The sequence below is a fragment of the uncultured Sphingomonas sp. genome (assembly GCF_913777625.1).
Taxonomy (GTDB): Bacteria; Pseudomonadota; Alphaproteobacteria; order Sphingomonadales; family Sphingomonadaceae; genus Sphingomonas.
Window position 1 is genome coordinate 1 of the sequence record NZ_CAJYTI010000010.1, and the last position, 25,051, is coordinate 25,051.

Consider the following 25,051-nt stretch of genomic DNA (forward strand, 5'->3'; position numbering starts at 1 on the left):
CGACATAGACGATCGGGTTGCCGACGCCCGAGGCCGCCGAATAGAAGATCTTGTCGGTATCGGCGATGCCGACGGTCATCGCGTTGACCAGGATGTTGCCGTCATAGGCCGGGTGGAAGTTCACCTCGCCGCCCACGGTCGGCACGCCGACGCAATTGCCATAGCCGCCGATGCCGTGGACGACGCCGGCGATCAGGTGCTTCATCTTGGGATGGTCGGGCCGGCCGAAGCGCAGCGCGTTCATGTTGGCGATCGGGCGCGCGCCCATGGTGAACACGTCGCGCAGGATGCCGCCGACGCCGGTCGCCGCGCCCTGATAGGGCTCGATATAGGACGGGTGGTTGTGGCTCTCCATCTTGAAGATCGCGGCCTGGCCGTCGCCGATGTCGACGACGCCGGCATTCTCGCCGGGGCCGCAAATGACCTGCGGGCCGGTGGTGGGCAGCTTCTTCAGGTGGATGCGGCTGGACTTGTAGCTGCAATGCTCGGACCACATCACCGAGAAGATGCCGAGCTCGGTCAGGTTGGGCTCGCGACCGAGCGCCTTCAGGACGCGGTCATATTCTTCGGGCGACAGGCCGTGCTCGGCCACGATCTCGGGCGTGATCTGGGTCATGGCCGGACCCCTTAGCGGGGTGTTGCGCGCGCGTCACCCCGGCAGTTTGGCGGACGCGGAAAACGCGGCGTTAAGGGTCGGCGGCGTAGCATTGCGCCATGCCCATCCTGCCGCTCCTCAGCCACGGACTGCGCGCCGGCGACCCGCTGGTCCCGCTGCCGGCCGCCTGGGAGTGCGACCTGGCGACGAACACGCTGCACTGGTCGCCCGGCGTGTTCGACCTTTTCGGCTTTCCGCCGGGGCATCCGGTCACCCGCGACGAGGTGGTGGCGATGTACACGCCCGAGTCGGCGGCGCTCCTCGAACAGGTCCGCAGCCGTGCGATCGCCGAATGCAGCAGCTTCACCATCGACGTGACGATCCGCCGCCGCGACGGCGCCTTGCGCAAGATGCGGCTGACCGCCGATGTGGAGTGCGTCGATGGCAAGTCGGTGCGGCTCTATGGCACCAAACGGGACGTGACGGACGAGTAAGCCTACAGCACCGCCCACAGCGTGAGCAGCAGCGCGGTCATCGCGGCGTTGAGCGCCATGCCGACGCCGGCGAAGGTGCCGCCCAGCTCCGACACCTGGAAGGCGCGGGCCATGCCGACGCCGTGGGCTGCAACGCCGGTCGCGAAGCCGCGCACGCGGAAATCCTGGATGCGCAGCAGGGTCAGGAGCGGCGTGGCGATCATCGCACCGAACACGCCCGCGATAAGCACCACCACGGCGGCCAGCGCCGGAATGCCGCCGAGCTGGGACGCCAGCGCCATGGCGACGGGCGTCGTCACCGAACGTGGCGCGACGGTAGCGATGATCTGAGCGGTACCGCCGAACGCCCACACGATTCCGGTGACGCTCACGATCGAGGTGAGCGATCCAGCGAACAGCGCAAGCAGCAGCGGCCCGGCGGCCCGGCGGATCAGCGCGCGGCTTCGCCAGAGGGGCACGGCGAGGCCCACCGTCGCCGGTCCCAGCAGGAAGGTGAGGACCGCGGTGTTCTGCGCATAGACGGGATAGGGTGTCCGGGTGAGGAGCACCACGCCGATCACCACCGGCGTGGCGGTGAGCACCGGGTGGCAGAGCGGGTGGCGGTTGGTGCGCTTCGAGATACGGTCGGCCGCTTCGAACACGAGGAGGGTGACGCTGAGCCAGAGCAACGGCGTTGCCTGGAGCATGTGCCATAGCGCGCTCATGCGCCGGGCTCCTGCCGACGGAGCGCCCAGCCGAAGACGACCGCGGTCACCGTCATGGTGAGCACGGTAGAGGCAAGCGTGGCAACCAGGATCGCGACGCCGTTCTTCGACAGCACCGGGCCCTGTTCGATCAGGCCGACCGCGGCCGGGACGAACATCACCGACAGATGGGCGGTGAGCCACGCGGACACCTGCACCAGGGTGGGCCGCTCGCCAGGGCGCAGCAGCAGCCAGCCGAGCAGCAGGAACATGCCGATGACCGCGCCTGGTAGCGGCAGCCCGGTCAGCAGGTGAATCCCCTCGCCGAGCAGCTGGCAGAGGAGCAGGGTGGCGATGGCGGCGATCATGGCCGCGCGCCATGCCATGGGAGCGCGGCGAGGTATACTGCGGGGGAAGTGCGGGGCGGTTGCGGGCGGCGTAAGTGGGGGTGTGCCTTCGAGGCGAAGGCCCGCGGCCACCACACCCCGATCGTCATTCCCGCGAAGGCGGGAATCCATTTGCCAGGACGCCGGGGATGTAGCGGCACCACCTGGGCCAATGGATCCCCGCTTTCGCGGGGATGACGTTGGGGGAGGAGGGGCGAACCTGCTACTCGGCCGCCTCTGCCTGTGCCTCCACCGGCATCAGCGCGGCGATGTTCGCCTGGATCCACTCGACCAGATCCTCGACCTTCGCTGCGGCCTCCCGGCCGAGCGGGGTGAGGCTGTATTCGACATGTGGCGGCACCACCGGCAAGCTGCGGCGGGTGACGAGCTGGTGCGCCTCCAGTTGCTGGAGCGTCTGGGCGAGCATGCGTTCGCTCACCCCGTTCACCCGGCGGCGCAGTTCGCTGAAGCGGCGGGTGCCGCCCTGCAGGGCCACCAGCACCAGCAGCCCCCAGCTGCTGGTGATCCGCTTGAGCACCGCACGCGACGGGCAGTCGGGCACGAACACGTCGCCGCGGTCCATCATGGCGGCCAGGGTGCGGGGACGATCGGCGGACATTTTTGATACTTACCTTCATGTGCGTACTTACGATTCGTAAGTGGGTCGCTAGATCGCTGGCGTCAATCCATCAAGGAAGGGAATACGCCATGTACGCCGTTACCGGAGCCTCGGGCCAGCTGGGCCGCCTCGTCGTCGACTCGCTGCTGGAGAAGGTCGCGCCCGATCAGATCGTCGCGCTGGTGCGCAATCCCGCGAGCGTCGCCGATTTCGCCGCCAAGGGCGTGACGGTCCGCGCGTTCGACTATGATGCGCCGGAAACGCTGGCGCCGGCGCTGGCGGGCGTGACGCGGCTGCTGCTCATCTCCGGCAATGCGGTGGGCAGTCGCGTGCCGCAGCATCGTGCGGTGATCGATGCGGCCAAGGCGGCGGGGGTAGAGCTGATCGCCTATACCAGCATTCTTCGCGCGCAGACCTCGCCGGTGCTGCTCGCCGCCGAGCACAAGGCGACCGAGGATCTGCTGGCCGAAAGCGGCGTGCCGCACGCGCTGCTCCGCAATGGCTGGTATACCGAGAATTATCTGATGGGTGCGGGTGCCGCGATCGCGCACGGCGTGCTGATCGGCAGCGCGGGCGACGGCGTGGTCTCCGCAGCCTCGCGTGCCGACTATGCCGAGGCGGCAGCCGTGGTGCTGACCCGGGGTATCGCCGGCGTTTTCGAGCTGGCAGGCGATAGCGGTTTCACGCTGGCCGAGCTGGCAGCGGCGCTCTCGGACATCGCCGGCAAGCCGGTGCCCTTCCAGAACCTGCCCCAGGCGGACTATGCCAAGGCGCTGGAAGGTGCGGGGCTGCCGGGCCCGTTCGCCGCGATCCTCGCGGACAGCGATGCCCGGGTGGCGGACGGCGCGCTGTTCGACGATTCGAAGACGCTGTCCGGGCTGATCGGCCGCCCGACCACGCCGTGGCGCGAGACGATCGCGACAGGGGTGAAGGGCTGAGTCCTGATCCTGCCCCGCCAGGGGGAGGTGTCAGGCGCAGCCTGACGGAGGGAGAGGAAGCACGGCGGCCGGTTCGCTCACCTCCCCCTCCGTCGCGCTTCGCGCGCCACCTCCCCCTGGCGGGGGAGGATTGCCCGTTACAGGATTTCCCGCACCTTTTCGGGCGGGCGACCCAGCCGAACGCCGCGCTCGGTGACCACCAGCGGGCGTTCGATCAGGATCGGGTTGGCCGCCATCGCGTCGAGGATGGTGTCGTCGTCCGCGTTCTTCAGCGGCTTGGCGGCGTCCTCGGCGACGCGCAGGCCGTCGCGCGCGGTCATGCCTGCGCGCTGGTACAGCGCCGCCAGCGTTTCACGGCTCGGCGGGGTCTTCAGATACTCGACCACCTCCACCTCGGCGCCGGCGTCCTTGAGGATCGCCAGCGCCTCGCGCGACTTGGAGCAGCGCGGGTTGTGGTAGATGGTGGCCTTCACGCCGCGGCGGCCTCGTCCTGCTTGGCGAGCCACTCCTCGAGCCACTTGATCGTATAGTCGCCCTTCAGGAACTCGGGGTCGTCGAGCAGCGCCTGGTGGAGCGGGATCGTCGTCTTGATGCCGTCGACCACGAACTCTTCGAGCGCGCGCTTCAGCCGCAGGATGCAGCCCTCGCGGGTGCGGCCATAGACGATCAGCTTGGCGATCATCGAGTCGTAGTAGGGCGGGATGCGGTAGCCCGAATAGATGCCGCTATCGACGCGCACGTGCATGCCGCCCGGCGCGTGGAAGTGGGTGATCGTGCCCGGCGAGGGCGCGAAGGTGCGCGGATCCTCGGCGTTGATGCGGCATTCGATCGCGTGGCCGCGGAACTCCAGATCCTCCTGGCGCACCGACAGGCCGTGCCCTTCGGCGACGCGGATCTGCTCGCGGACCAGGTCCATGCCGGTGATCATCTCGGTTACCGGATGCTCGACCTGAAGGCGGGTGTTCATCTCGATGAAGTAGAACGCGCCATTTTCCCACAGGAACTCGATCGTGCCGGCGCCGCGATAGCCCATGTCGGACATCGCCTTGGCGACGATGCCGCCCATGTGCGCACGCTCTTCCGGCGTGATCACCGGCGACAGCGCCTCTTCGAGCACCTTCTGGTGGCGGCGCTGGAGCGAGCAGTCGCGCTCGCCCAAGTGGATCGCGTTGCCGTTGCCGTCGCCGAACACCTGGAACTCGATGTGGCGCGGGTTGCCGAGATACTTCTCAAGGTACACCGTGGCGTCGCCGAACGCGGCCTTCGCTTCCGAGCCCGCCTGCTGCATCAGCGTTTCGAGCTGCTCCTCGCTGGTGCACACCTTCATGCCGCGACCACCGCCGCCCGAGGCGGCCTTGATGATCACCGGATAGCCGGCCTTGGCGGCGATCGCCTTGGCCTCTTCCAGGTCGCTGATCGGGCCGTCCGAGCCCGGCACCAGCGGCAGGCCGAGCGCGCCGGCGGTGCGCTTCGCCTCGATCTTGTCGCCCATCGTGCGGATATGCTCGGGCTTGGGCCCGACGAAGATCAGACCGTGCGCCTCGACGATCTCGGCGAACTGGGCGTTCTCCGAGAGGAAGCCATAGCCCGGGTGGATCGCATCCGCGCCCGAGATCTCGGCCGCCGAGATGATGTTGGGCACGTTGAGATAGCTCTCCGCCGCGGCCGGCGGGCCGATGCAGATCGCCTCGTCCGCCAGGCGCACATGCATCGCATCGGCATCGGCGGTGGAGTGCACCGCCACCGTCTTGATGCCCATTTCGTGGCAGGCGCGGTGGATGCGCAGCGCGATCTCGCCGCGATTGGCGATCAGCAGCTTCTTGATCTCGGGCATGGGCGTTCCGTTACTCGACCACGACGAGCGGCTGGTCGAACTCGACCGGCTGGCCGTTCTCGACCAGGATCGCCTTGACCGTGCCGGCGGTCGGCGCGTGGATCGGGTTCATCACCTTCATCGCCTCGATGATCAGCAGCGTGTCGCCGGCGGCGACCTGCTGGCCCACCGTCACGAAGGTCTTCGCTTCGGGATTCGGCTTGAGATAGGCGGTGCCGACCATCGGCGACTTGACCGCATTGGCGGTCGGCTGGTGGGCGGCGACGATCTCGGCGGGCGCAGCGGCAGCTGCCGGGGCAGCGAGCATCGGCGCGGCCGGCGCGGCGTACTGAACCGGTGCCGGCGCTGCGGTCACCTTGCGGGCGACGCGGACGCGGCGTTCGCCGTCCTCGACTTCGATCTCGGTGAGCTGGGTGTCGTCGAGCACTGCGGCGAGCTGGCGGACCAGCTCGATATCGACCATCATTGCACCCGTCTTGGTTTCTTCGGCCATACGACCCTTCTTTTAAATTCCGTAAATGAAACGGCGCCCTCTGTCAGAGACGCGCGGCGGCTTCAAGCGCGAGTATGTAGGAGTTCGCACCAAACCCGGCCACCGTGCCTTTCGCGGCACGGCCGACATAGCTGATATGGCGGAAGGCTTCGCGCGCCAGCGGGTTCGACAGATGGACCTCGATCACCGGCGTGCGGATGCTCTTGATCGCATCGTGCAGCGCAATGGACGCATGGGTGAACCCGCCTGCGTTGAGCAACACGGCACGGGCACCTACCGCCTGCGCCTCGTGCAGCCAGTCGATCAGATGGCCCTCGTGATTCGACTGGCGCATCTCGATCTCGAGGCCCAGTTCGCGGGCGCGGTCCTCCAGCATGCCGGCGATATCGTCCAGCGTGTCGGTGCCGTAGATTTCCGGCTCGCGCAGCCCCAGCAGGTTGAGGTTGGGACCATTCAAGACGAAGATCGTATCGGCCAAAGCCAGGCGCCTTTCGGTTGCGGGTAGGATGCGGGTCTCCCTATATGACCCCGCGTCTCCGATCAAATCCAAGGCACCTCATGCACAGCGACGGCACTGTCTCCATCCGGGTCAACGGCGAACACAAGCGGATCACCGCCGGGCTCACGCTCGCGCAACTGGCGAGCGAACTGGGGCTGGTGCCCGAGAAGGTGGCGGTCGAACGCAACCTCGAGGTCGTCCCGCGCTCGACGCTCGGGCAGGTGGTCGTCGAGGACGGCGACGAGCTGGAGATCGTCCACTTTGTCGGCGGCGGCGACCATGCCGCGCCGCTTGCCGACGACAGCTGGACGGTGGCGGGCAAGACCTTCCGCTCGCGGCTGATCGTCGGCACCGGCAAGTACAAGGATTTCGAGCAGAATGCCGCGGCCGTCGCCGCGTCGGGCGCTGAGATCGTCACCGTGGCGGTGCGCCGGGTGAATGTGAGCGACCCCAAGGCGCCGATGCTCACCGACTATATCGACCCGAAGAAGATCACCTACCTTCCCAATACCGCCGGCTGCTTCGATGCCGAGTCGGCGATCCGCACGCTGCGGCTGGCGCGCGAGGCGGGCGGCTGGGAGCTGGTGAAGCTGGAAGTGCTCGGCGAGGCGCGGACGCTCTATCCGGACATGGTCGAGACGCTGCGCGCGACCGAGGTACTGGCCAAGGAAGGCTTCCTGCCGATGGTCTATTGCGTCGACGATCCCATCGCCGCCAAGCGGCTGGAGGATGCGGGTGCGGTGGCGATCATGCCGCTGGGCGCGCCGATCGGATCGGGCCTCGGCATCCAGAACCAGGTGACGATCCGGCTGATCGTCGAGGGCGCCAAGGTGCCGGTGTTGGTCGATGCGGGCGTCGGCTCGGCCTCGGACGCGGCGGTGGCGATGGAACTGGGCTGCGACGGCGTGCTGATGAACACGGCCATCGCCGAGGCGAAGGACCCCATCCTGATGGCGGCGGCGATGAAGGCGGCGGTGGAAGCCGGGCGGCTCTCCTACCGTGCGGGCCGCATGGCCAAGCGCCGCTATGCCGATCCGTCGAGCCCGCTGGCGGGGCTGATCTGATGCGGGCCGGGGCGGTGGCGGCGCTGGCGTTGCTCGCCGTGGCGGGCTGCCATCCTCGGCCGCAGCGCGATCCGGCGGCAACTGCCGGGCCGGTCTCTGCCGATTCGGTGACGCTCACCGCCGCCGACGGGGTGAAGATCGCCGGCGTCTATACCCGAGCGGCCCAGCCCAGGGCGCTGCTGCTGCTGTTCCATCAGGCCGAATCGGGCAAGGACGAATATGCCCTGCTCGCGCCCCAGCTGGCGCAGGCCGGCTATTCGTCGCTGCGGATCGACCAGCGCGCGGGCGGCACGCTGTACGGCGTCAACGAGACGGTGCAGGCGCTCGGCCATTCGGGCAGCTATGCTGAGGCCAAGCGGGATCTCGACGCCGCCTTTGCCTGGGGCCGCGCGCAGAAGCTGCCGATCGTCTTGTGGGGCAGCAGCTATTCGGCAGCGCTGGTGTTCCTGCTCGCCGCCGAGCATCCGGGGCAGGTGCAGGCGCTGCTCGCCTTCTCGCCGGGCGAATATCTCGATGACAAGGGCGCGGTCGCCCGCGCGGCGGCGAAGGTCACCGCGCCGATCTTCGTCACCTCGGCGCAGACCCTGCAGGAGCAGGAGGCGGCGCATGCGATCCTCGCGGCATCGCCGTCGCGGCAGAAGACGCAATTCTATCCGAAGCAGGGCGGGGTGCATGGCAGCTCGACGCTGCTGCGGATGAAGAACCCGGAAGGTGCCGCCGATGCATGGCGCGCGACGCTGGCGTTCCTGCACGACGTGACGAAGGGCTGATCGGGAACCGGCGGCCCCCACCGCACGTTCTTCCGGCCAAGTCGATGATGTCGTGTTCGATGGCATCCGGCCCTAGCCAGGAGGTACGATCATGGGTGAGCTGACCGACAAGATCAAAGGCAATATCAATGAGCTGGCTGGCAAGGTGAAGCAGCACAGCAGCGATCCGGAAACGCAGGCCGAAGGTGCCGCGCAGGAAGCCAAGGGCAAGGCCCAGCAGCTCGGCGGCAAGGTCAAGGGCGCGCTAGGCGACGACATCTGATCTCGGCCGAAACCGGATGAAGACGGGCCGTACCGCGAGGTGCGGCCCGTTTTTTTGCGGGCTTCGACTCCCGGCCCTGCAAGCAGGGTAATCGCATATCGCAAAACCAGGCCGTCATCCCCGCGAAGGCGGGGATCCATTGGTGCTGGTGCGGTGGCTCTGTCCCCCAGCGCACAGGCGAATGGATTCCCGCCTTCGCGGGAACGACAGAGTATTGTTGGGCGAGCGGCCTCGCGATCCCCTATGCCATTGCCCCGACCTTCCAGGGTGGGGTTGGGGCGGGGAGTGTCTTACCGAGACGAGCGGACGTTGTGGAATCCCTCCACCCCCAACCCCTCCTCCCAGGAGGCGGGGCGTAGGAGGGGAATCAATCCGGCACGTAGAACGCCCACATGTCCGGTTCGATCTGCGCCGCGGCGAAGCGGGTCGGTGCATTGGGATTGCCGATTTCGCAGATCATGAAGGCGAAGGTTTCGCTGGTGCGCAGCGGATGCGGCAGCCGCACCACGTTCTTGTTGATCCAGCGCCACTCGCGCTGCCACACCGGATGGCCGTCGATCCGGACCCGATCGCCGCGCTTGCCGATATGCGCCGTGCGCCACCGTTCTACTGTTTGCTGTGCCATGCCCGCAGCATAAAATGGTGGCGGTTAACGGCCTCCTAGCCTTTCATCGATTTCGCAGCTTCGTGACGGTGGTCGCCGGGCTGATCACTTCGATATCCGTCTTGCAATGCAACAGCTTGAGCCCCGGCTGGGCGAGCGCCTCGGCGAGCGCCGGCGCAAACGCCTCGGTGGTTTCCACGGTGGTCGCCCAGCCGCCGAACGCCCGGGCGAGGGCGGCGAAATCGGGATTGCGCAGCTGCGTGCCGGAAAGCCGCGCGGGGAATTCGCGCTCCTGGTGCATGCGGATCGTGCCATAGGCGCCATTGTCGACCAGGATCACCAGCAGGTCGGCATTGTGCTGGACGGCGGTGGCGAGCTCCTGCCCGTTCATCAGGAAGTCGCCGTCGCCGGCGACCGCCACCACCTTGCGTTCCGGAAAGCGGAGCGCCGCGGCTACCGCCGCCGGCACGCCATAGCCCATCGCCCCGGCGGTGGGGGCAAGCTGGCTCGGCTGGGCGGCATAGTGCCAGTAGCGGTGCCACCAGCCCGAGAAATTGCCCGCGCCGTTGCAGATGATCGTGTCGGCGGGAAGCGCCGCGCGCATTGCCGCGACGCAAGGGCCGAGATCGAGTGCCACGCCCTCGCGCGGCTTGGGGGTCGACCACTCCAGCCATTCGGCATGGGCGGCCGCGCCGTCGAAGCGGGGCAGGCCCGCCGCCTCGGCAGTCGCCGCCGCCGCCACCGCGAACTCGAATGGCCGCGCGCAGATCGGCAGGTCGACGCGGTAGACGCGGTGAAACTCATTGGGGTCCGGATGGACATGGACCAGCGTCTGCCCGGGATGCTCGGGGGTGATCAGGCTATAGCCATCGGTCGTCGCCTCGCCGAGCCGCGCGCCGACCACCAGCAGCAGGTCCGCCGCCTTGATCCGTTCGGCCAGCTTGGGGTTGGGGCCGTAGCCGAGATTGCCCGCCCATACCGGCGAGGCGTTGTCGATCGCGTCCTGCCGCCGAAAGGCGCAGGCGACCGGCAGGTCGATCGACTCGGCGAAGCGGGCAAAATCCTCCGCCGTGTCCGAGTCCCAGCCCGCGCCGCCCACGATCGCGATCGGCCGCTCGGCACCGCGCAGCAGGTCGTAGAGCTGGTCGAGATCGAAGGCGTCGGCGGCCTGGATCGGCTCGGCGATGGCGGGGCGGTCGACCGCCGCCACCACATCCAGCAGCATGTCCTCGGGCAGCGCGATCACCACCGGGCCCGGTCGGCCCGAGGTCGCGACGTTCCAGGCGCGGGCGACATATTCGGGAATGCGCCGCGCATCCTCGATCCGCGTCGCCCATTTGGCGAGCGGCGCGAACATCGCCGGCAGGTCGACTTCCTGGAAGCCCTCGCGGTCGCGCATGCCGCGGTCGACATCGCCGATGAACAGCAGCATCGGCTGCGAATCCTGCATCGCGACATGCACGCCGATGCTGGCGTTGGTCGCACCCGGGCCCCGCGTGACGAAGCACACCCCCGGCCGCCCGGTCATCGCGCCGTCGGCACAGGCCATGAACGCCGCGCCGCCTTCCTGGCGGCAGGTTACCAGATCTATCTCGGGCGTGTCGTGCAACGCGTCGAGCACGGCGAGGAAGCTCTCGCCCGGTACGTGGAAGATGCGGTCGCAGCCCTGTGCGACCAGATTGTCGACGAGGATCCGGCCCCCGGTACGGTTCGTGGTCATGCGTCGATGCTAGGAGGAAAAGCGGCAGCGGCCAATCCCGCCGAACCGCACCCCGTGCCGTCTCGGCCGGTGGGGGAGTCGCCTGCCGGAACAGAAAAGCCCCGCATCGTCGCCGATGCGGGGCTCCCCGGAGGCGGGGCGCGGAGAGAGGAGCGCGCCCCGGTTCCGTTCGCTCAGAAGCGGACGCCGAGACCGGCGAGCACCTGGTGGCGCACGAGGTTCTGCGTCAGGTTGGTGTAGCGATATTCGAGCTTGCCATAGTATTTGCCGAAGCTGTGCTCGACGCCGGCGCCGAGGCGAAGACCATCGAGGTTCTTGGCCAGGCGTCCTTCTTCGGACCGCTCGACGACGCGGCTGTTGTCATAGCCGACCTTGCCGTAGAGCAGCGTGGCAGGGGCAACGATATAGCCGATGCGGCCGCCGACATAGAGGTCGCGGCCAGTGCTCGAGGAGAAGTCGTCAAACGTCTTCTTCGCGGTCGAGCCGGTGACTTCGCCTTCGATGCCGAGCACGGTCTTCTCCAGCTGCAGGTCGTAGCCCGCTGCGCCGCCATAGGTGAAGCCGCTGAGGCTGGTGCCGTTGCCCTTCACATTGTCCCAACCCGCAAGTGCTTCAACGCGGGGGCCCTGGAAGGTGCTGTCCTGCGCGAAAGCAGGCGTTGCCGACGCCATCAGCGCGATTACTGGCGCAATAAACGAACGCATTATATATTCTACCTACTCAATTTACACATACATGTGCTGGAAACGCCATCACGGTTTTCATCTAGCATGTTACGATGCATTCACAAGATGGAAGGTTAAATAAGCATGAAGGTGTAGCATATATGCAACATTTGGAGCGTGTCGGCGTGCACAGTCGGCGGCGGCCGGCCCGGTTTCGCCGTTGCGCCGGGCATGGCGTATCGCGGACACGAAAAACCCCGCATCGTTGCCGATGCGGGGTTCCGGGAAGCGAAGCGCAAATACTGGCGCCTCAACGCCGTCGGTCGCTCAGAAGCGGTAGCCGATGCCGGCCAGCACCTGGTGGCGCACCACGTCGTCCGACGCGTTGGTGTAGCGATACTCGACCTTGCCATAGTAACGGCCGAAGCTGCGCTCGACACCGCCGCCGACGCGCACGCCGTCGAGGTCGTCGGTGACGCGCAGCGCGCCCGAACGGCCGATCACGCGGCTGTTGTCATAGCCGACCTTGCCATAGACCAGCGTGCTCGGCGCGACGACGAAGCCGATGCGGACGCCGGCATAGAGGTCGCGGCCGCCCTTGATGATCGCGGTCCCGACGGTCTTGTCGGTGGTCGTGCCGGTGATCTCGCCGTCGACGCCGACCACGAGGTTGCCGCGCTGCAGGTCATAGCCCGCTGCGCCGCCATAGACGAAGCCCGAGCCGCTCAGACCGGTGGTCTTGAGGTTGTCCCAACCGGCAACGGCCTCGACGCGCGGACCCTGGAAGGTCGCGTCCTGCGCCAGGGCGGGGGTTGCGGAGGCCATGAGGGCGAGCGCCGTCGCTGCGAAAATACGCATGATAATATACCTTTGGACTTGTTACTTGTTATATCAGGATGGCCATCCAGAGCGCCTAGGTAGGCCTTTGGTTCGCAGGTGCAATATGACAAATGCATTACACCTCTGACTGTTGCATGAATGCAACAGGCGGCCTTGCCGTAGGGGAAGGGGGCCTGAGTTGAAAGCCGGTTCAGGTTCGCTTGACCGCGCCGCCTCGGCGGGATTATCGCCGCCCCAAACTCTTGGAGGGAATCGTCGATGGACAAGCTCTACCCCAACGCGAACGCAGCGCTGGAAGGGCTGCTGTTCGACGGGATGATGATCTGCGCGGGCGGTTTCGGCCTGTGCGGCATCCCCGAGCGGCTGATCGACGCGATCCAGGCTTCGGGGGTCAAGGACCTCACCATCGCCTCGAACAATGCCGGCATCGATAACGAGGGCCTGGGCAAGCTGCTGCGCAGCCGCCAGGTGAAGAAGATGATCTCTTCCTATGTCGGCGAGAACAAGGAGTTCGAGCGCCAGTACCTCTCCGGCGAGCTGGAGGTGGAATTCTGCCCGCAAGGCACGCTCGCCGAGCGCTGCCGGGCAGGGGGCGCGGGCATTCCCGGCTTCTACACCAAGACCGGCGTCGGCACGAAGGTGGCCGAGGGCAAGGAAGTGAAGGTGTTCGACGGGGAGGAATATATCCTCGAGCGCGGCATCCGCGCCGACCTCTCGATCATCAAGGGCTGGAAGGCGGACGAGGCGGGCAACCTCATTTTCCGCAAGACCGCGCGCAACTTCAACCAGCCGATGGCGACCGCCAGCCACCTGTGTGTCGCCGAGGTGGAGGAAGTGGTGCCGGTCGGCAGCCTCGACCCCGACCAGATCCACCTGCCGGGCATCTATGTGAAGCGGCTGATCGTCGGTGCGCCCTACGACAAGAAGATCGAGTTCCGCACCGTCCGCCCGCGCGAGGCGGCATGAGGCGGGCCGCGCTGCTGCTCGCCGGCGGGCTGGCGCTGTCCGGCTGCGTCGTCGATGCGAGCGTGACGCAGGCACCGCCCGCACCCACGCCGGCGGCCCCGGGCAGCGCGCCCGCGGGGATGCAATATCTCTACGGTTCGGGCGAGGCGGCGGCGCTGAGCGTGCAGGCGTACAACGCGCTGGTCGATCAGGTCCGCGCCCGCATGGCCAAGGACGATCCCAAGGGCCCGCACCCGCGCAATTCGGTCGTGCTGACGCCCGACGCGACGCTGGCCACCCCGCGCTTCCAGCCCTGCGGCGACAAGCCGGCGGCGGCGGTGTTCGACGTCGACGAGACGCTGCTGCTCAACCTCGGCTATGAGAGCGACGACGCGCGGCGTTCGGGCGGCTGGGATTCGGCGCGCTGGGACCGTTGGGAAAAGACCGGCGCGATGAAGGTCGCCGCCGTCCCCGGCGCGCTCGACGCGGTGCGCGCGCTCAGGGCGATGGGCGTCACGGTGATCTTCAACACCAACCGCGCCGCCGCCAACGCCGAGCAGACCGAAGCCGCGCTGAACTTCGCGGGGCTGGGTCCCGCGAAGCACGGCGAGACGCTGTTCCTCAAGGGCGATGTCGACGGCAAGTCGGGCAAGGACGCCCGCCGCAACCTGATCGCCCAGCGCTGGTGCGTGGTGGCGATGGGCGGCGACCAGCTCGGCGACTTCACCGACCTGTTCGCCGGCCTCACCTCGCCCGAGCGGCGCGCGGCGGCGGCAAGTCCGGTGATCGGCGCGATGTGGGGGCGCGGCTGGTTCGTGCTGCCCAACCCCGTCTACGGAACCGGGCTCGGTTCCACCTATGACCAAACCTTCCCGCCGGCGACGCGCTGGACGGATTCGCAGGAGAAGCAGTGATGGCCTGGACCCGCGACGACATGGCGGCGCGCGCCGCGCAGGAGCTGCAGGACGGCTTCTACGTCAATCTGGGAATCGGCATCCCGACGCTGGTGGCGAACCACATTCCGGCGGGGGTGGAGGTGACGCTCCAGTCCGAGAACGGCATGCTCGGCATCGGTCCGTTCCCGTATGAGGGCGACGAGGACCCGGACCTGATCAACGCCGGCAAGCAGACGATCAGCGAGCTGCCCAGCTCGGTCTATTTCAGCTCGGCGGACAGCTTCGCGATGATCCGCGGCGGGCATATCGACCTGACCGTGCTCGGCGCGATGGAAGTGAGCCAGGGCGGCGACATCGCCAACTGGATGATCCCGGGCAAGATGATCAAGGGCATGGGCGGCGCGATGGACCTGGTCGCCGGCGTCAAGAAGATCATCGTGGTGATGGAGCATACCGCCAAGGACGGCAGCCCCAAGTTCATCCCCGACTGCACGCTGCCGCTGACGGGCAAGAATGTGGTCGACATGATCATCACCGACCTCGCGGTGTTTTCGCGCGTGGATCATGCCTCGCCGTTCCGGCTGATCGAGCTGGCGCCGGGCGTGACCGCGGAGGAAGTCGCGGCGAAGACCACGGCGCAGTATGAGGTCGCGCTGGCGACGGCGTGATCCCGCAAATCCTCCCCCGCCAGGGGGAGGATATGGGGCGCCCTGCGGGAGGCGTATGGGAGGCAGCAGCCAAATGCCGCTGTCCTTCCCGCGAAGGCGGGAATCCATTCGCCTGTGCGCTGGGGGAAGGAACTTCGGCATCCGCGCCAATGGATCCCCGCCTCTGCGGGGATGACGGGGAGGGGGCAGAGGCGATTACGCTTCTTGCCAAATGGGGTGAGGATGCCCCTTCGCCGCGTTGACCCGCACCGGCCTGCGGTTCACCCTTGTGCGATGAAGACCCTCAGCGCCGTCGCCGTCCTGCTGCTTTCCGCCACGCCGGCCATGGCGGTCGTCCGCGGCACGATCACCCCGCGAGCGTTCGCGGCGGCGATCAACAAGGTCGACGCGGTGCTGGTGCCCTTCCGTACCGGCCGGTTGCAGGCAGCGGATGTCCGCTCCATCCGGTGCCGCGCGCCGGACGAGGAGCCCACCGAGTTCCAATGCACCTGGCAGCACCGCGTCAAAGGCCGCTGGGTGCAGCGCAAGACCTGGCTGCTGGTCGACGCCAAGGGCTGGCAGGTGATGGACGGCTGAGGCTGTATCGTTTGGGACGGCCATCGCCGTCAGCGCGCGTCGTCCTTCCGCCAGACCGGGAACACTGCGTTGTCCGTCGATCCCATCGCCCGGCCCATCGCCGCGAAATCAAAGCCGGGCAGCGCACACAGATAGTCGAGCAACGCCGCCTCGCCGGTCGCGCCTTGGGGGAAGGCGCAGGCCAGGCGGTCGTCGGCGCCGAACAGCAGCCACCAGACATCCGTGCCCCACGGGCCGGAATCATTGGTCTCGATCGTGACGCCACGCAGGTCGGTCAGGGCCAGGCGCCGCACGCCGCCATGGGCGTCGGTGATCGCGACATGCTCAAGCGCCAGCGCGACGATCCAGCGCGTTTCGGGTTGCGGCCGTGCCGCGCGCTTCCTGAACCATCCGAACATGCCCGTTCCTTTCCGCCTTCGCGGCACCTGCGTGCGTTTCCCCACACCGGGGCGCGAGCGACAGCCAGCGTTCCGCCGGTTGATCCTTCCGCGAACCGATGCGTTCTACGATCCGGATTCAACGAGAGGATAGCATATGAAGCCCAAGTTCCTCGCCGCCCTCGCTGCGGCCTGTCTCGTCTCCAGCCCGTCGCTGGCCGCAGGCTGCGTCAAGGGCGCGGCGGTGGGCGGCGTAGCAGGCCACTTCGTCGGCAAGGGGCATGCGGTCGCCGGTGCGGCGGCAGGTTGCCTCGTCGGCCATCACCAGGCGAAGGTCGCAAAGAAGCGCGCGGCGGCCCAGCACGGCTGAGCCTAACAACGGCAAGGGGCGGCATCGTCGCCCCTTGCCGCTCGGCCGTTTATCGCGCCGCCACTGCCGCATCGCTGGCCAGTTTGTCCGCGCGCTCGTTGTCGGGATGCCCGGCATGGCCCTTCACCCATTTCCACTCGACCCGGTGCGGCTTGGCGGCGGCGAGGAGTTCTTGCCAGAGGTCGGCATTCTTGACCGGCTTCTTGTCGGCGGTCTTCCAGCCATTCTTCATCCAGCCATGGATCCACTTGGTCAGGCCGTCCATCACATAGCGGCTGTCGGTGGAGAGCGTCACCCGGCAGGGGCGCTTCAAGGCCTTCAGCCCCTCGATCGCGGCCATCAGCTCCATGCGGTTGTTGGTGGTGTGCGCCTCGCCGCCGGACAGTTCCTTCTCGACGTCGCCCATGCGCAGCAGCGCGCCCCAGCCGCCCGGGCCGGGGTTGCCCTTGCACGCGCCGTCGGTCGCGATCTCGACATGCTGGAGCTCGGCGGTCATGCGATCGCTCCCAATGCGGAAGCGTAGACGTGCGACCGCCGCCAGAAGGCCAGCGGGTCCTTGCGCGTCACCAGCGCGTCGGCGGGGGTGTTGAGCCAGTCCCAGGCACGCGACAGGGTGAAGCGGATGCAGGCGCCGGTCGCCAGCAGCGGCAGGATCGCCCGCTCCTGTTCCGACAGCGTGTAGCTGGTCTCATAGCCCTGGAGCAGGGCTTCGGAGACATAGGGATCGAACCGCTCACCCGTCGAGTCGAACGCCCAGGCGGTGTGCATCACCGCCAGGTCGTAGAGCCGCAGATCGGTGGAGGCGAAGTAGAAGTCGATCAGCCCGGTCACCCGGTTGCCGAGCATCAGGACATTGTCCGGGAACAGGTCGGCATGGATCGCGCAGCTATCGAAGCCTTCGCGCGGCCAGGCGGCGGTGACGCGGTCGAGGGCCGTGCCGATCTCGTTGTACAGGCCCGGCGCGATCTGGTTGAGGCTGGTGCCGCACCGCTCGAACAGCGGGCGCCAGGTGTCGACGCCCATCGAATTGGGGCGGTCCTGCGGGAAGTCTGCGACCGCCTTGTGCATCTTGCCCATCGCCTCGGCCGCCGCGCGCGCCTGTGCCGGGGTGGGATGCGAGACCGAGACGCCCGACAGGAACTGGATCAGGCACGCCGGGCGGCCCTCCAACTGGTGGATCAGCGTGCCGTCGCGATCGGGCACCGCCGGGGGCACCGGCAGCCCGCGATCGGCGCAGTGATCGAGCAGCGCCATGAAATAGGGCAGGTCGCCCTGCTCGACGCGCTTTTCGTACAGCGTCAGGATGAAGCGGCTCTTGGTCGTGTCGACCAGATAGTTGCTGTTCTCCACGCCCTCGGCGATGCCCTTGGCGGAGACGAGCTCACCGACGTCGAAGCGCTCGAGAAACGCGGAGAGCGCCTCGGCCGAAACCTGCGTATAGACCGCCATTACGCCGCCTCGAGCCCGCGCGGCAGCTTGAAGGTGACGTTCTCCTCGACCGTCTCGACCTCGCGCTCGGTCACCGCGAACCGGGTGCCGATCTGCTCGACCACTTCGCGCACCAGCACTTCGGGAGCCGAGGCGCCGGCGCTGATGCCGACCTTGGAAACACCGTCGAACCAGGCAAAGTCGATCTCGGCCGCGCGCTGGATCAGCACCGCGCGGGCGCCGCCGCGCTTGGCAACCTCGACCAGCCGCAGCGAGTTGGAGGAGTTGGGGGCGCCGATCACCAGCACCAACTCGGCCTGGTCGGCGATCGCCTTCACCGCGCCCTGGCGGTTCGAGGTGGCATAGCAGATGTCGTCCGCACCCGGCGCCAGCATCGTCGGGAAGCGGCGCTTGAGGATGCCGAGCACCGCCGCGGTATCGTCCACCGACAGCGTGGTCTGGGTGAGGAAGGCGAGGTTCTCGGGATCGGGCACCACCACGGATTCGGCATCCGCCTCGGTCTCGACCAGCGTCATCGCGCCCTCGGGGACCTGGCCGAAGGTGCCGATCACCTCCGGATGGCCGTGGTGGCCGACGAACAGGATGTGCCGCCCGGCCGCGACATGGCGCTCGGCCTGGCGATGGACCTTGGAGACGAGCGGGCAGGTCGCGTCCAGATAGGAGAGCCCGCGCTGCTCGGCCTTGTGCGGCACCGCCTTGGGCACGCCGTGGGCGGAGAAGACCACCGGCACGCCGTCCGGCACATGGTCCAGCGTCTCGACGAACACCGCGCCCTTGGCGCGCAGATTCTCGACGACGAACTTGTTGTGGACGATCTCGTGCCGGACATAGACCGGCGCGCCATATTTCTCGATCGCGAGTTCGACGATGCGGATCGCGCGGTCGACGCCGGCGCAGAAGCCGCGGGGCGCTGCGATCAGCAGCTCCAGGGGACGCTTTTCGGTGTTTGCCATCGGGTCGAGCCTCTACGCGATTGCTTGCGCGGGCGGAAGGCGGTTCCTATGGTGCGCGCCGTTCCGGCCCCGGTCCGTGCGAGATGGGGGGCGGCTGTTCGGTTCGAAAGGTTGCCCACCCTTGTCTGTCGCGAAGTTCACCGTTCCCGCCCTGATCCTGCTCGCCGCCGGCGGCTGCGCCCGCACCGGCGAAATCACCGAGGGCGGCATCAGCGCGGTCCGCACCGCCTGCCCCACGGTGGCGATCCCCGCAGGGCTCGGCGACGTGACCCTGTTCGATCCGGCGACCAGCCGCGAGGCGAGCGCGATCGACGTGGTGGCGACGATCACCAATGTGCAGCCGTCCTGCGACGACTCCGGCGACCAGGTGGTGACCACCATCAAGTTCGACGTGCTGGCCCGCCGCCGCGATGCCGGCCCGGCGCGCGACGTGGTGCTGCCCTATTTCCTGAGCGTCGTGCGCGGGGGTACCCAGGTGGAGGCAAAGCGTGTCGCCAACATCACGCTGCACTTCGATGCCGGCCAGATCCGTGCCAGCGCGGTGGGCCAGGCGACGAGCAGCGTCTCGCACGCCGCCGCGACGCTCCCCGACGAGGTCCGCCGCCGCCTGACCGCCAAGCGCCGCGCCGGCGACGAATCGGCGGCGACCGATCCGCTGACCGATCCCAATGTCCGCCGCTCGGTGCTCTCGGCGACGTTCGAGGCGCTGATCGGCTTCCAGCTGACCGACGACCAGCTCAAGTACAACGCGACGCGGTGATCCGATCTTAAGATCCTCCCCGGGACGGGGAGGGGGACCATGCGCAGCATGGTGGAGGGGGCGCTTCACAAGCGAGTCCGGTGCGGCGGCCCCCCTCCACCACGCGGCTGGCGTCGCGCGGTCCCCCTCCCCGTCCCGGGGAGGATCTAAATTCACCGCAATCCCGATTGACTCGCGCCAGCCCTGCCGCCAAGGCTCGCCACCGTCGATGCCGGGCAACCGGCATGGGCATGCGCGGGAGAGAATCCGGTTCGCCGGATCGCCGAAGGAGCAACCGCCCCGGAATCTCTCAGGCACCGAGGACCGCGCAGGCCACGACACTCTGGAAAGCGAGCCGGCCTTGAAGGTCGGGCTCCACCGAAGGGGTAAGCCGGGTCCAAACCCGCGCGAAAGCTCTCAGGTTCCGTGACAGAGGGGGCGATGGCGTTGCGGGGGCTTCGGCTCCATGCGCGCCGTTGAACCCTTGATGCCCGGAGTGCCCCGATGAGCGAAGCCGCCGAAGACACCGTCACCGAAACGCCGATCGAGACGCTGCCGCTCGACGCCTGGCACCGCGCGCGCGGCGGCCGGATGGTGCCGTTCGCGGGCTATGCGATGCCGGTCCAGTATGAAGGCATCATGGCCGAGCATCTCTGGACGCGCGAGCATGCCGGGCTGTTCGACGTCAGCCATATGGGCCAGCTGCTCTTCTCGGGCGTCGAGTTCGACGCAGGGCTCGAAACGCTGCTGCCGGGCGACGTGAAGGGCCTGGGCGAGGGCCGGATGCGCTATTCGCTGCTGCTCAGCGAAGAGGGCGGCATCCATGACGACCTGATGATGACCCGCCTGCCGGCCGACAATGCCTTCGAGATCGAGGGCGGCACGATCTACATGGTCGTCAACGGTGCGACCAAGTGGGACGATCTCGGCGTGTTCCGCGAGTATCTGCCCGACGAAGTGACGATCAACCACCTCGAGGACCAGGCGCTGCTGGCGCTGCAGGGGCCGGAGGCGGTGACCGCGCTCGCCCGCGTGCTGCCGGGCGTCGAGAAGCTCGTCTTCATGACCGCCGCCGCGTTCGAGTGGAACGGCAACCCGCTTTGGGTCAGCCGCTCGGGCTACACCGGCGAGGACGGCTACGAGATTTCGCTGCCGGGTGAGGCGGCGGAGGCGTTCGCCGACGCGCTGACCGCGCAGCCCGAGGTGAAGCCGATCGGCCTCGGCGCGCGCGACTCGCTGCGCCTGGAGGCCGGCCTGCCGCTCTACGGTCATGACCTCGATCTGGAGACCACGCCGGTCGCCGCCGATCTCGGCTTCGCGCTGTCCAAGCGCCGCCGCGAAGAGGGCGGGTTCGCCGGTGCCGAGCGCATCCTCGCCGAGCGCGCGCAGGGAAGTGCCATGAAGCGCGTCGGGCTGATCGTCGAGGGCCGCCAGCCGGTGCGCGAGGGCGCGGCGGTGGTCGATGCCTCGGGCGCGGAAGTCGGCAAGGTCACCTCGGGCGGGTTCGCGCCGAGCGTGCAGAAGCCGATCGCGATGGCCTATGTGCCGTCGGCCCTTGCAGCGGCCGGCACCAAGATTACGCTTGTCCAGCGGGGCAAGCAGCATTCCGCGGAGGTTGTGGCACTGCCCTTCGTCCCCCACCGCTATGTCCGAAAGGGAGCGTGACATGAGCCGTTATTTTACCGAAGACCATGAGTGGATCGAAGTCGACGGCGACGTCGCGACGGTCGGCATCACCGAATATGCCCAGAGCCAGCTCGGCGACATCGTGTTCGTCGAAGTGCCCGACGAGGGCAAGGAACTGAGCAAGGGCGACGATGCCGCCGTTGTCGAGAGCGTCAAGGCGGCGTCGGACGTGTACGCGCCGGTGTCGGGCACCGTCGTCGAGGGCAATGGCGACCTCGCCGACAACCCCGCGCTGGTGAACGAGGATCCGGAAGGCGAAGGCTGGTTCTTCAAGATGACGCTCAGCGACGAGAGCGAGCTGGACGGCCTGATGAACGAGGCCAAGTACCAGGCATTCGTGAGCAAGCTGTGATTTCTTACTAGCCCCTCCCCTTCAGGTGAGGGGTTGGGGTGGGGGCCTCTCCAGGAGCGACCCGCCCCGCTGACCGGACTGCCCCACCCCCAACCCCTCCCCTGAAGGGGAGGGGCTTAAGAAGAGGGGGCAATGGTCTCTTTCCCCCTCCCCCCTTGCGGGGGAGGGAGGGGCCCGCTGCCGGAGGCAGTGGGAGGGAGAGGGGGCGATTTGCGGAGCAAATCGCGCGGCTGCGGTGCAGCCGCTCACCCTCTCCAAGCTGCGCTAGGCGCTGAAGCGCCAAGCTCCGCTATCCTCCCCCGTCAAGGGGGAGGAAATGAAAGCAAGATGGGATCGCTTCGATCCCAACCCATCATCCCTCCCGTCTTCGGGAGGTAGAGTAGGACAGTCGATGCGCTACCTGCCCCTTACCCCGGCCGACCGTCAGGCGATGCTTGGCACGATCGGCGCCAAGTCGATCGACGACCTGTTCGTCGACGTGCCCGAAAGCGCCCGCCTCAGCGGGCCGATCGCCGGCCTGCCGATGCACGCATCGGAACTCGCGGTCGAACGCCACATGACCGCGCTCGCGCGCAAGAACCTGGCGGCCGGCGAAGCGCCGTTCTTCCTGGGGGCAGGGGCCTATCGCCACCATGTGCCGGCCTCGGTCGATCACCTCATCCAGCGCGGCGAGTTCCTCACCGCCTATACGCCCTACCAGCCGGAAATCGCGCAGGGCACGCTGCAGATGATGTTCGAGTTCCAGAGCCAGATCGCGCGGCTGCTGGGCTGCGACGTCGCCAACGCCTCGATGTACGACGGCTCGACCGCGTGCTGGGAAGCGATCTCGATGGCGCGGCGCGTCACCAAGCGCGGCAAGGCGATCCTCTCGGGCGGCCTGCACCCGCATTATGTCTCGGTCGCCAAGACGATGGCGCGCTTCACCGGCGACCAGCTCGTCACCGGCGTGCCGACGCTGAGCCCCGAGCCAGACACGCTCGACCTCATTAACTCCATTGACGCCGACACCTCGTGCGTGGTCGTCCAGTATCCCGACATTCTCGGCCGCATCGAGGACATGTCGGCACTCGCGGACGCCTGCCACGCCAAGAAGGCGCTGCTGATCGCCGTCGTCACCGAGCCGGTGGCGCTGGGGGCGATCAAGGCGCCCGGCGAGATGGGTGCGGACATCGTCGTCGGCGAGGGACAGTCGCTCGGCGTCGGCCTCCAGTTCGGCGGCCCCTATGTCGGCCTGTTCGCCTGCTCGGAAAAGCTGGTCCGCCAGATGCCGGGCCGGCTCTGTGGCGAGACCGTCGACGCCAGCGGCAAGCGCGGCTTCGTGCTGACGCTGTCCACCCGCGAGCAGCATATCCGCCGCGAAAAGGCGACGTCGAACATCTGCACCAGCTCGGTGCTGTGCGCGCTCGCCATGTCGGTGCACATGACGCTGCTGGGCGAGAAGGGCCTGCGCCAGCTCGCCGAGCTCAACCATGTCGGCGCCAGCGCCGCTGCCGATCGCCTGGCCGAAGTGGACGGGGTGGAGCTGGTCACCGACCGGTTCTTCAACGAATTCACCCTGAAGCTGTCGAAGGAAGCGCGCCCGGTCGTCCGCCAGCTGGCCGACAAGGGCATCCTGGCCGGTGTGTCGCTGGGCCGTCTCTATCCGGGCGTCGAGGACCTCCAGAACGGCCTCGTCGTCGCGGTCACCGAAACCACCACGGAGGAGGACGTCGAGACGCTTGCCTCCGCGCTCGAGGAGGTGCTGGCATGAGCACGATCAATCCGTCGGGCTGGCGCCCCACCACGCCGTCGCAGGGCGGTGAGACCGCCGAGGGCACCTTCACCGGCAACCGCGCGCTGATGCTGGAAGAGGCGCTGATCTTCGAAATCGGTTCGGCCGACACCACCGGCGTCGATTTCGGCGAGGCCCCCGCGGGCAAGTCGCGCCTGGCCGGCATGGAGCGCTCGAAGGCCATCGGCCTGCCGGGCCTGTCCGAGCCGGAAACGGTGCGCCATTACACCCGCCTCAGCCGCCAGAACTACGCCATCGACCTCGGCCTGTTCCCGCTGGGCAGCTGCACGATGAAGCACAATCCGCGCCTCAACGAGCGGATGGCGCGCCTGCCGGGCTTCGCCGACATCCACCCGCTGCAGCCGGTCGATACCGTGCAGGGCGCGCTGGAGGCGATCGACCAGCTCGCGCACTGGCTGATCACGCTCACCGGCATGCAGGCGGTGGCGATGAGCCCCAAGGCCGGCGCGCATGGCGAACTCTGCGGCGTGCTGGCGATCCGTGCCGCGCTCGACGCCAAGGGCGAGACCGCGCGCCGCATCATGCTGGTGCCGGAGAGCGCGCACGGCACCAACCCGGCGACGGCCGCCTTCGCCGGCTTCGCGGTGGAGGACATCCCCGCGACCCCGGAAGGCCGGGTCGACGTGGCGGCGCTCAAGGCGCGGCTGGGGCCGGACATTGCCGGCGTGATGATCACCAACCCGAACACCTGCGGGCTGTTCGAGCCGGACCTCAAGGACATCTCGGACGCGGTCCATGCCGCGGGCGGCTATGTCTATTGCGACGGCGCCAACTTCAACGCGATCGTCGGCCGGGTGCGCCCGGGCGATCTCGGCGTCGATGCGATGCACATCAACCTCCACAAGACCTTCTCCACCCCGCATGGCGGCGGCGGCCCGGGTTCGGGCCCGGTCGTGCTGTCGGCAGCGCTGGCGCCCTATGCGCCGCTGCCCTTCGTCGAGAAGACCGAGAGCGGCTATCGCATCGTCGAGGAGGAGAATGCCGAGGAGCATCATGCCGGCACCTTCGGTCGCATGACCGCCTTCCACGGCCAGATGGGCATGTTCACCCGCGCGCTGACCTATATCCTCAGCCACGGTGCCGACGGCCTGCGCCAGGTCGCCGAGGATTCGGTGCTCAACGCGAACTATGTGCTGCGTTCGATGGAGGACGTGCTCGACGCGCCCTTCGCCAAGACCGGCCCGTGCATGCATGAGGCGATCTTCAGCGACAAGGGCCTGCCCGAGGGCTTCTCGACGATCGACATCGCCAAGGGGCTGATCGACGAGGGCTATCACCCGATGACGGTGTATTTCCCGCTGGTCGTCCACGGCGCGATGCTGGTCGAGCCGACCGAGACCGAGAGCAAGGCGGCGCTCGACCAGTTCATCGGCGCGTTCCGCAACGTCGCGAGCAAGGCCAAGCAGGGCGAGGCGGCGCTGAAGAGCGCACCGCACTTCGCCCCCCGCCGCCGCCTCGACGAGACGCTCGCCGCGCGCAAGCCGGTGCTGGCCTACAAGGACGCGGCACCCGCCGAAGCGGCCGAGTAAGCCGCCGACCCGACACCCCCCAAGAGGGTCGCACACGCCGGCTGGAAGCCCCCGCTTCCAGCCGGCGTTTTGCGTTCTCGCCGGATCGATCGCCGAGATGCGCGTGGCTCTTGCGATCGTCCTTCGTGCTCTGCATACCGTATCCGCCCGCACGTCCTGCGTCGGGCCCGCTTGGGGGAAGCGGCGGGATGGCAAACCGTTGACCCCCTGTCCTGCGGATGGCCGAACCCTCTTCCTCGGAAAGTCTCCCGAT

General features: G+C 68.0%; 31 protein-coding genes and 1 riboswitch. Of the genes, 15 read left to right on the forward strand and 16 right to left on the reverse strand.

Features of this window, described 5'->3' with window-relative positions; translation table 11 throughout:
• Positions 1 to 616 (reverse strand): AIR synthase related protein (locus QZ814_RS05090; protein ID WP_294330000.1); only part of this gene is annotated, 616 nt, incomplete at its 3' end.
• A gap of 98 nt (positions 617 to 714) precedes the next feature.
• On the opposite strand from QZ814_RS05090, the gene QZ814_RS05095 reads away from it, so the two are divergent.
• On the forward strand, positions 715 to 1,089 hold the full coding sequence (locus QZ814_RS05095) for a PAS domain-containing protein (RefSeq protein WP_294330001.1): 375 nt from the start codon (positions 715 to 717) through the stop codon (positions 1,087 to 1,089).
• A gap of 2 nt (positions 1,090 to 1,091) precedes the next feature.
• Here the strand turns inward: QZ814_RS05095 and QZ814_RS05100 are convergent, their stop codons facing one another.
• The 3 genes from QZ814_RS05100 to QZ814_RS05110 form a co-directional block, all read right to left on the reverse strand.
• Positions 1,092 to 1,793 (reverse strand): LrgB family protein, encoded by a 702-nt coding sequence (locus tag QZ814_RS05100; protein WP_294330002.1) that lies wholly within the window; start codon positions 1,791 to 1,793, stop codon positions 1,092 to 1,094.
• Positions 1,790 to 2,140, reverse strand: a complete 351-nt coding sequence (locus QZ814_RS05105; protein ID WP_294330003.1) for a CidA/LrgA family protein — start codon at positions 2,138 to 2,140, stop codon at positions 1,790 to 1,792. Before QZ814_RS05105 ends, QZ814_RS05100 begins: the two co-directional genes overlap by 4 nt.
• Positions 2,141 to 2,381: 241 nt before the next feature.
• Positions 2,382 to 2,777: a helix-turn-helix domain-containing protein gene (locus QZ814_RS05110; protein ID WP_294330004.1), complete on the reverse strand. Its 396-nt coding sequence runs from the start codon at positions 2,775 to 2,777 to the stop codon at positions 2,382 to 2,384.
• Between the two features lie 89 nt (positions 2,778 to 2,866).
• Between QZ814_RS05110 and QZ814_RS05115 the strand changes: the two genes are divergently transcribed.
• Positions 2,867 to 3,715 (forward strand): SDR family oxidoreductase, encoded by an 849-nt coding sequence (locus QZ814_RS05115; RefSeq protein ID WP_294330005.1) that lies wholly within the window; start codon positions 2,867 to 2,869, stop codon positions 3,713 to 3,715.
• 137 nt (positions 3,716 to 3,852) lie between these two features.
• On the opposite strand, the gene arsC is transcribed toward QZ814_RS05115, so the two are convergent.
• Genes arsC through aroQ form a run of 4 tightly spaced genes read right to left on the reverse strand, consistent with a single transcriptional unit; the run spans position 3,853 to position 6,520 of the window.
• Entirely contained in the window at positions 3,853 to 4,188 is a 336-nt protein-coding gene (gene arsC / locus QZ814_RS05120; protein WP_294330006.1) for an arsenate reductase (glutaredoxin), read from the reverse strand.
• Positions 4,185 to 5,549 (reverse strand): acetyl-CoA carboxylase biotin carboxylase subunit, encoded by a 1,365-nt coding sequence (gene accC / locus QZ814_RS05125; protein WP_294330007.1) that lies wholly within the window; start codon positions 5,547 to 5,549, stop codon positions 4,185 to 4,187. Before accC ends, arsC begins: the two co-directional genes overlap by 4 nt.
• A gap of 10 nt (positions 5,550 to 5,559) precedes the next feature.
• Complete coding sequence (gene accB, locus QZ814_RS05130) at positions 5,560 to 6,042, reverse strand: acetyl-CoA carboxylase biotin carboxyl carrier protein (protein WP_294330008.1); 483 nt, start codon at positions 6,040 to 6,042, stop codon at positions 5,560 to 5,562.
• A gap of 43 nt (positions 6,043 to 6,085) precedes the next feature.
• Positions 6,086 to 6,520, reverse strand: a complete 435-nt coding sequence (gene aroQ / locus QZ814_RS05135; protein WP_294330009.1) for a type II 3-dehydroquinate dehydratase — start codon at positions 6,518 to 6,520, stop codon at positions 6,086 to 6,088.
• Positions 6,521 to 6,600: 80 nt separating this feature from the next.
• Between aroQ and thiS the strand changes: the two genes are divergently transcribed.
• From thiS to QZ814_RS05150, 3 genes are all read left to right on the forward strand, one after another.
• Positions 6,601 to 7,605 (forward strand): sulfur carrier protein ThiS, encoded by a 1,005-nt coding sequence (gene thiS / locus QZ814_RS05140; RefSeq protein ID WP_294330010.1) that lies wholly within the window; start codon positions 6,601 to 6,603, stop codon positions 7,603 to 7,605.
• A complete protein-coding gene (locus QZ814_RS05145; protein WP_294330011.1) occupies positions 7,605 to 8,375 on the forward strand; it encodes an alpha/beta hydrolase in 771 nt (256 codons plus the stop codon). Before thiS ends, QZ814_RS05145 begins: the two co-directional genes overlap by 1 nt.
• A 91-nt stretch (positions 8,376 to 8,466) precedes the next feature.
• Positions 8,467 to 8,637, forward strand: coding sequence for a CsbD family protein (locus QZ814_RS05150; RefSeq protein WP_294330012.1), 171 nt, complete (start codon positions 8,467 to 8,469; stop codon positions 8,635 to 8,637).
• A 367-nt stretch (positions 8,638 to 9,004) separates the two neighbouring features.
• On the opposite strand, the gene QZ814_RS05155 is transcribed toward QZ814_RS05150, so the two are convergent.
• From QZ814_RS05155 to QZ814_RS05170, 4 genes are all read right to left on the reverse strand, one after another.
• Positions 9,005 to 9,262: a hypothetical protein gene (locus QZ814_RS05155; protein WP_294330013.1), complete on the reverse strand. Its 258-nt coding sequence runs from the start codon at positions 9,260 to 9,262 to the stop codon at positions 9,005 to 9,007.
• A gap of 43 nt (positions 9,263 to 9,305) precedes the next feature.
• Entirely contained in the window at positions 9,306 to 10,961 is a 1,656-nt protein-coding gene (locus QZ814_RS05160) for a thiamine pyrophosphate-binding protein (RefSeq protein ID WP_294330014.1), read from the reverse strand.
• A gap of 173 nt (positions 10,962 to 11,134) precedes the next feature.
• Entirely contained in the window at positions 11,135 to 11,665 is a 531-nt protein-coding gene (locus tag QZ814_RS05165) for a porin family protein (RefSeq protein ID WP_294330015.1), read from the reverse strand.
• Between the two features lie 288 nt (positions 11,666 to 11,953).
• Positions 11,954 to 12,484 carry a porin family protein gene (locus QZ814_RS05170; protein WP_294330016.1) on the reverse strand — a complete coding sequence of 177 codons (531 nt, stop codon included), beginning with the start codon at positions 12,482 to 12,484 and terminating at the stop codon, positions 11,954 to 11,956.
• A gap of 240 nt (positions 12,485 to 12,724) precedes the next feature.
• On the opposite strand from QZ814_RS05170, the gene QZ814_RS05175 reads away from it, so the two are divergent.
• From QZ814_RS05175 to QZ814_RS05190, 4 genes are all read left to right on the forward strand, one after another.
• Complete coding sequence (locus QZ814_RS05175) at positions 12,725 to 13,432, forward strand: CoA transferase subunit A (RefSeq protein WP_294330017.1); 708 nt, start codon at positions 12,725 to 12,727, stop codon at positions 13,430 to 13,432.
• Positions 13,429 to 14,325: an HAD family acid phosphatase gene (locus tag QZ814_RS05180; RefSeq protein WP_294330018.1), complete on the forward strand. Its 897-nt coding sequence runs from the start codon at positions 13,429 to 13,431 to the stop codon at positions 14,323 to 14,325. Before QZ814_RS05175 ends, QZ814_RS05180 begins: the two co-directional genes overlap by 4 nt.
• Entirely contained in the window at positions 14,325 to 14,975 is a 651-nt protein-coding gene (locus QZ814_RS05185) for a CoA transferase subunit B (RefSeq protein ID WP_294330019.1), read from the forward strand. The genes QZ814_RS05180 and QZ814_RS05185 overlap by 1 nt, the downstream gene beginning before the upstream one ends.
• A 273-nt stretch (positions 14,976 to 15,248) precedes the next feature.
• Positions 15,249 to 15,551 (forward strand): hypothetical protein, encoded by a 303-nt coding sequence (locus QZ814_RS05190; protein WP_294330020.1) that lies wholly within the window; start codon positions 15,249 to 15,251, stop codon positions 15,549 to 15,551.
• Between the two features lie 29 nt (positions 15,552 to 15,580).
• On the opposite strand, the gene QZ814_RS05195 is transcribed toward QZ814_RS05190, so the two are convergent.
• A complete protein-coding gene (locus QZ814_RS05195) occupies positions 15,581 to 15,949 on the reverse strand; it encodes a hypothetical protein (protein WP_294330021.1) in 369 nt (122 codons plus the stop codon).
• Positions 15,950 to 16,085: 136 nt separating this feature from the next.
• On the opposite strand from QZ814_RS05195, the gene QZ814_RS05200 reads away from it, so the two are divergent.
• Complete coding sequence (locus tag QZ814_RS05200; RefSeq protein WP_294330022.1) at positions 16,086 to 16,298, forward strand: hypothetical protein; 213 nt, start codon at positions 16,086 to 16,088, stop codon at positions 16,296 to 16,298.
• A 49-nt stretch (positions 16,299 to 16,347) separates the two neighbouring features.
• On the opposite strand, the gene rnhA is transcribed toward QZ814_RS05200, so the two are convergent.
• Genes rnhA through ispH form a run of 3 tightly spaced genes read right to left on the reverse strand, consistent with a single transcriptional unit; the run spans position 16,348 to position 18,700 of the window.
• On the reverse strand, positions 16,348 to 16,794 hold the full coding sequence (gene rnhA / locus QZ814_RS05205) for a ribonuclease HI (protein WP_294330023.1): 447 nt from the start codon (positions 16,792 to 16,794) through the stop codon (positions 16,348 to 16,350).
• Positions 16,791 to 17,747, reverse strand: a complete 957-nt coding sequence (gene thrB, locus QZ814_RS05210; RefSeq protein WP_294330024.1) for a homoserine kinase — start codon at positions 17,745 to 17,747, stop codon at positions 16,791 to 16,793. The genes rnhA and thrB overlap by 4 nt, the downstream gene beginning before the upstream one ends.
• On the reverse strand, positions 17,747 to 18,700 hold the full coding sequence (ispH, locus tag QZ814_RS05215; protein ID WP_294330025.1) for a 4-hydroxy-3-methylbut-2-enyl diphosphate reductase: 954 nt from the start codon (positions 18,698 to 18,700) through the stop codon (positions 17,747 to 17,749). The genes thrB and ispH overlap by 1 nt, the downstream gene beginning before the upstream one ends.
• Positions 18,701 to 18,821: 121 nt before the next feature.
• Between ispH and QZ814_RS05220 the strand changes: the two genes are divergently transcribed.
• The 5 genes from QZ814_RS05220 to gcvPB all read left to right on the forward strand — a co-directional run bounded on the left by QZ814_RS05220 (position 18,822) and on the right by gcvPB (position 24,798).
• Positions 18,822 to 19,460: a hypothetical protein gene (locus QZ814_RS05220; protein ID WP_294330026.1), complete on the forward strand. Its 639-nt coding sequence runs from the start codon at positions 18,822 to 18,824 to the stop codon at positions 19,458 to 19,460.
• Between the two features lie 225 nt (positions 19,461 to 19,685).
• A riboswitch (glycine riboswitch) is annotated at positions 19,686 to 19,776 on the forward strand.
• A gap of 167 nt (positions 19,777 to 19,943) precedes the next feature.
• Positions 19,944 to 21,104, forward strand: a complete 1,161-nt coding sequence (gene gcvT / locus QZ814_RS05225; protein WP_294330027.1) for a glycine cleavage system aminomethyltransferase GcvT — start codon at positions 19,944 to 19,946, stop codon at positions 21,102 to 21,104.
• A gap of 1 nt (position 21,105) precedes the next feature.
• Positions 21,106 to 21,477 carry a glycine cleavage system protein GcvH gene (gene gcvH, locus QZ814_RS05230; RefSeq protein ID WP_294258568.1) on the forward strand — a complete coding sequence of 124 codons (372 nt, stop codon included), beginning with the start codon at positions 21,106 to 21,108 and terminating at the stop codon, positions 21,475 to 21,477.
• 391 nt (positions 21,478 to 21,868) lie between these two features.
• Positions 21,869 to 23,227, forward strand: a complete 1,359-nt coding sequence (gcvPA, locus tag QZ814_RS05235; protein ID WP_294330028.1) for an aminomethyl-transferring glycine dehydrogenase subunit GcvPA — start codon at positions 21,869 to 21,871, stop codon at positions 23,225 to 23,227.
• The gene (gene gcvPB / locus QZ814_RS05240; protein ID WP_294330029.1) at positions 23,224 to 24,798 is read left to right on the forward strand and encodes an aminomethyl-transferring glycine dehydrogenase subunit GcvPB; all 1,575 of its coding nucleotides are present in this window, start codon (positions 23,224 to 23,226) and stop codon (positions 24,796 to 24,798) included. Before gcvPA ends, gcvPB begins: the two co-directional genes overlap by 4 nt.
• Positions 24,799 to 25,051 lie beyond the last annotated feature (253 nt).

Bases quoted from the DNA above. Each gene is read 5' to 3' on its own strand.
- QZ814_RS05110 (WP_294330004.1), bottom strand. From the start codon at position 2,777: ATGTCCGCCGATCGTCCCCGCACCCTGGCCGCCATGATGGACCGCGGC.
- QZ814_RS05175 (WP_294330017.1), top strand. From the start codon at position 12,725: ATGGACAAGCTCTACCCCAACGCGAACGCAGCGCTGGAAGGGCTGCTG.
- QZ814_RS05155 (WP_294330013.1), bottom strand. From the start codon at position 9,262: ATGGCACAGCAAACAGTAGAACGGTGGCGCACGGCGCATATCGGCAAG.
- QZ814_RS05190 (WP_294330020.1), top strand. From the start codon at position 15,249: ATGAAGACCCTCAGCGCCGTCGCCGTCCTGCTGCTTTCCGCCACGCCG.
- QZ814_RS05165 (WP_294330015.1), bottom strand. From the start codon at position 11,665: ATGCGTTCGTTTATTGCGCCAGTAATCGCGCTGATGGCGTCGGCAACG.
- QZ814_RS05200 (WP_294330022.1), top strand. From the start codon at position 16,086: ATGAAGCCCAAGTTCCTCGCCGCCCTCGCTGCGGCCTGTCTCGTCTCC.
- QZ814_RS05095 (WP_294330001.1), top strand. From the start codon at position 715: ATGCCCATCCTGCCGCTCCTCAGCCACGGACTGCGCGCCGGCGACCCG.
- QZ814_RS05100 (WP_294330002.1), bottom strand. From the start codon at position 1,793: ATGAGCGCGCTATGGCACATGCTCCAGGCAACGCCGTTGCTCTGGCTC.
- QZ814_RS05180 (WP_294330018.1), top strand. From the start codon at position 13,429: ATGAGGCGGGCCGCGCTGCTGCTCGCCGGCGGGCTGGCGCTGTCCGGC.
- QZ814_RS05160 (WP_294330014.1), bottom strand. From the start codon at position 10,961: ATGACCACGAACCGTACCGGGGGCCGGATCCTCGTCGACAATCTGGTC.
- ispH (WP_294330025.1), bottom strand. From the start codon at position 18,700: ATGGCAAACACCGAAAAGCGTCCCCTGGAGCTGCTGATCGCAGCGCCC.
- thrB (WP_294330024.1), bottom strand. From the start codon at position 17,747: ATGGCGGTCTATACGCAGGTTTCGGCCGAGGCGCTCTCCGCGTTTCTC.
- QZ814_RS05105 (WP_294330003.1), bottom strand. From the start codon at position 2,140: ATGATCGCCGCCATCGCCACCCTGCTCCTCTGCCAGCTGCTCGGCGAG.
- gcvT (WP_294330027.1), top strand. From the start codon at position 19,944: ATGAGCGAAGCCGCCGAAGACACCGTCACCGAAACGCCGATCGAGACG.
- gcvH (WP_294258568.1), top strand. From the start codon at position 21,106: ATGAGCCGTTATTTTACCGAAGACCATGAGTGGATCGAAGTCGACGGC.
- QZ814_RS05145 (WP_294330011.1), top strand. From the start codon at position 7,605: ATGCGGGCCGGGGCGGTGGCGGCGCTGGCGTTGCTCGCCGTGGCGGGC.
- QZ814_RS05170 (WP_294330016.1), bottom strand. From the start codon at position 12,484: ATGCGTATTTTCGCAGCGACGGCGCTCGCCCTCATGGCCTCCGCAACC.
- gcvPA (WP_294330028.1), top strand. From the start codon at position 21,869: ATGCGCTACCTGCCCCTTACCCCGGCCGACCGTCAGGCGATGCTTGGC.
- thiS (WP_294330010.1), top strand. From the start codon at position 6,601: ATGCACAGCGACGGCACTGTCTCCATCCGGGTCAACGGCGAACACAAG.
- gcvPB (WP_294330029.1), top strand. From the start codon at position 23,224: ATGAGCACGATCAATCCGTCGGGCTGGCGCCCCACCACGCCGTCGCAG.
- accC (WP_294330007.1), bottom strand. From the start codon at position 5,549: ATGCCCGAGATCAAGAAGCTGCTGATCGCCAATCGCGGCGAGATCGCG.
- QZ814_RS05115 (WP_294330005.1), top strand. From the start codon at position 2,867: ATGTACGCCGTTACCGGAGCCTCGGGCCAGCTGGGCCGCCTCGTCGTC.
- rnhA (WP_294330023.1), bottom strand. From the start codon at position 16,794: ATGACCGCCGAGCTCCAGCATGTCGAGATCGCGACCGACGGCGCGTGC.
- accB (WP_294330008.1), bottom strand. From the start codon at position 6,042: ATGGCCGAAGAAACCAAGACGGGTGCAATGATGGTCGATATCGAGCTG.
- QZ814_RS05185 (WP_294330019.1), top strand. From the start codon at position 14,325: ATGGCCTGGACCCGCGACGACATGGCGGCGCGCGCCGCGCAGGAGCTG.
- QZ814_RS05150 (WP_294330012.1), top strand. From the start codon at position 8,467: ATGGGTGAGCTGACCGACAAGATCAAAGGCAATATCAATGAGCTGGCT.
- QZ814_RS05195 (WP_294330021.1), bottom strand. From the start codon at position 15,949: ATGTTCGGATGGTTCAGGAAGCGCGCGGCACGGCCGCAACCCGAAACG.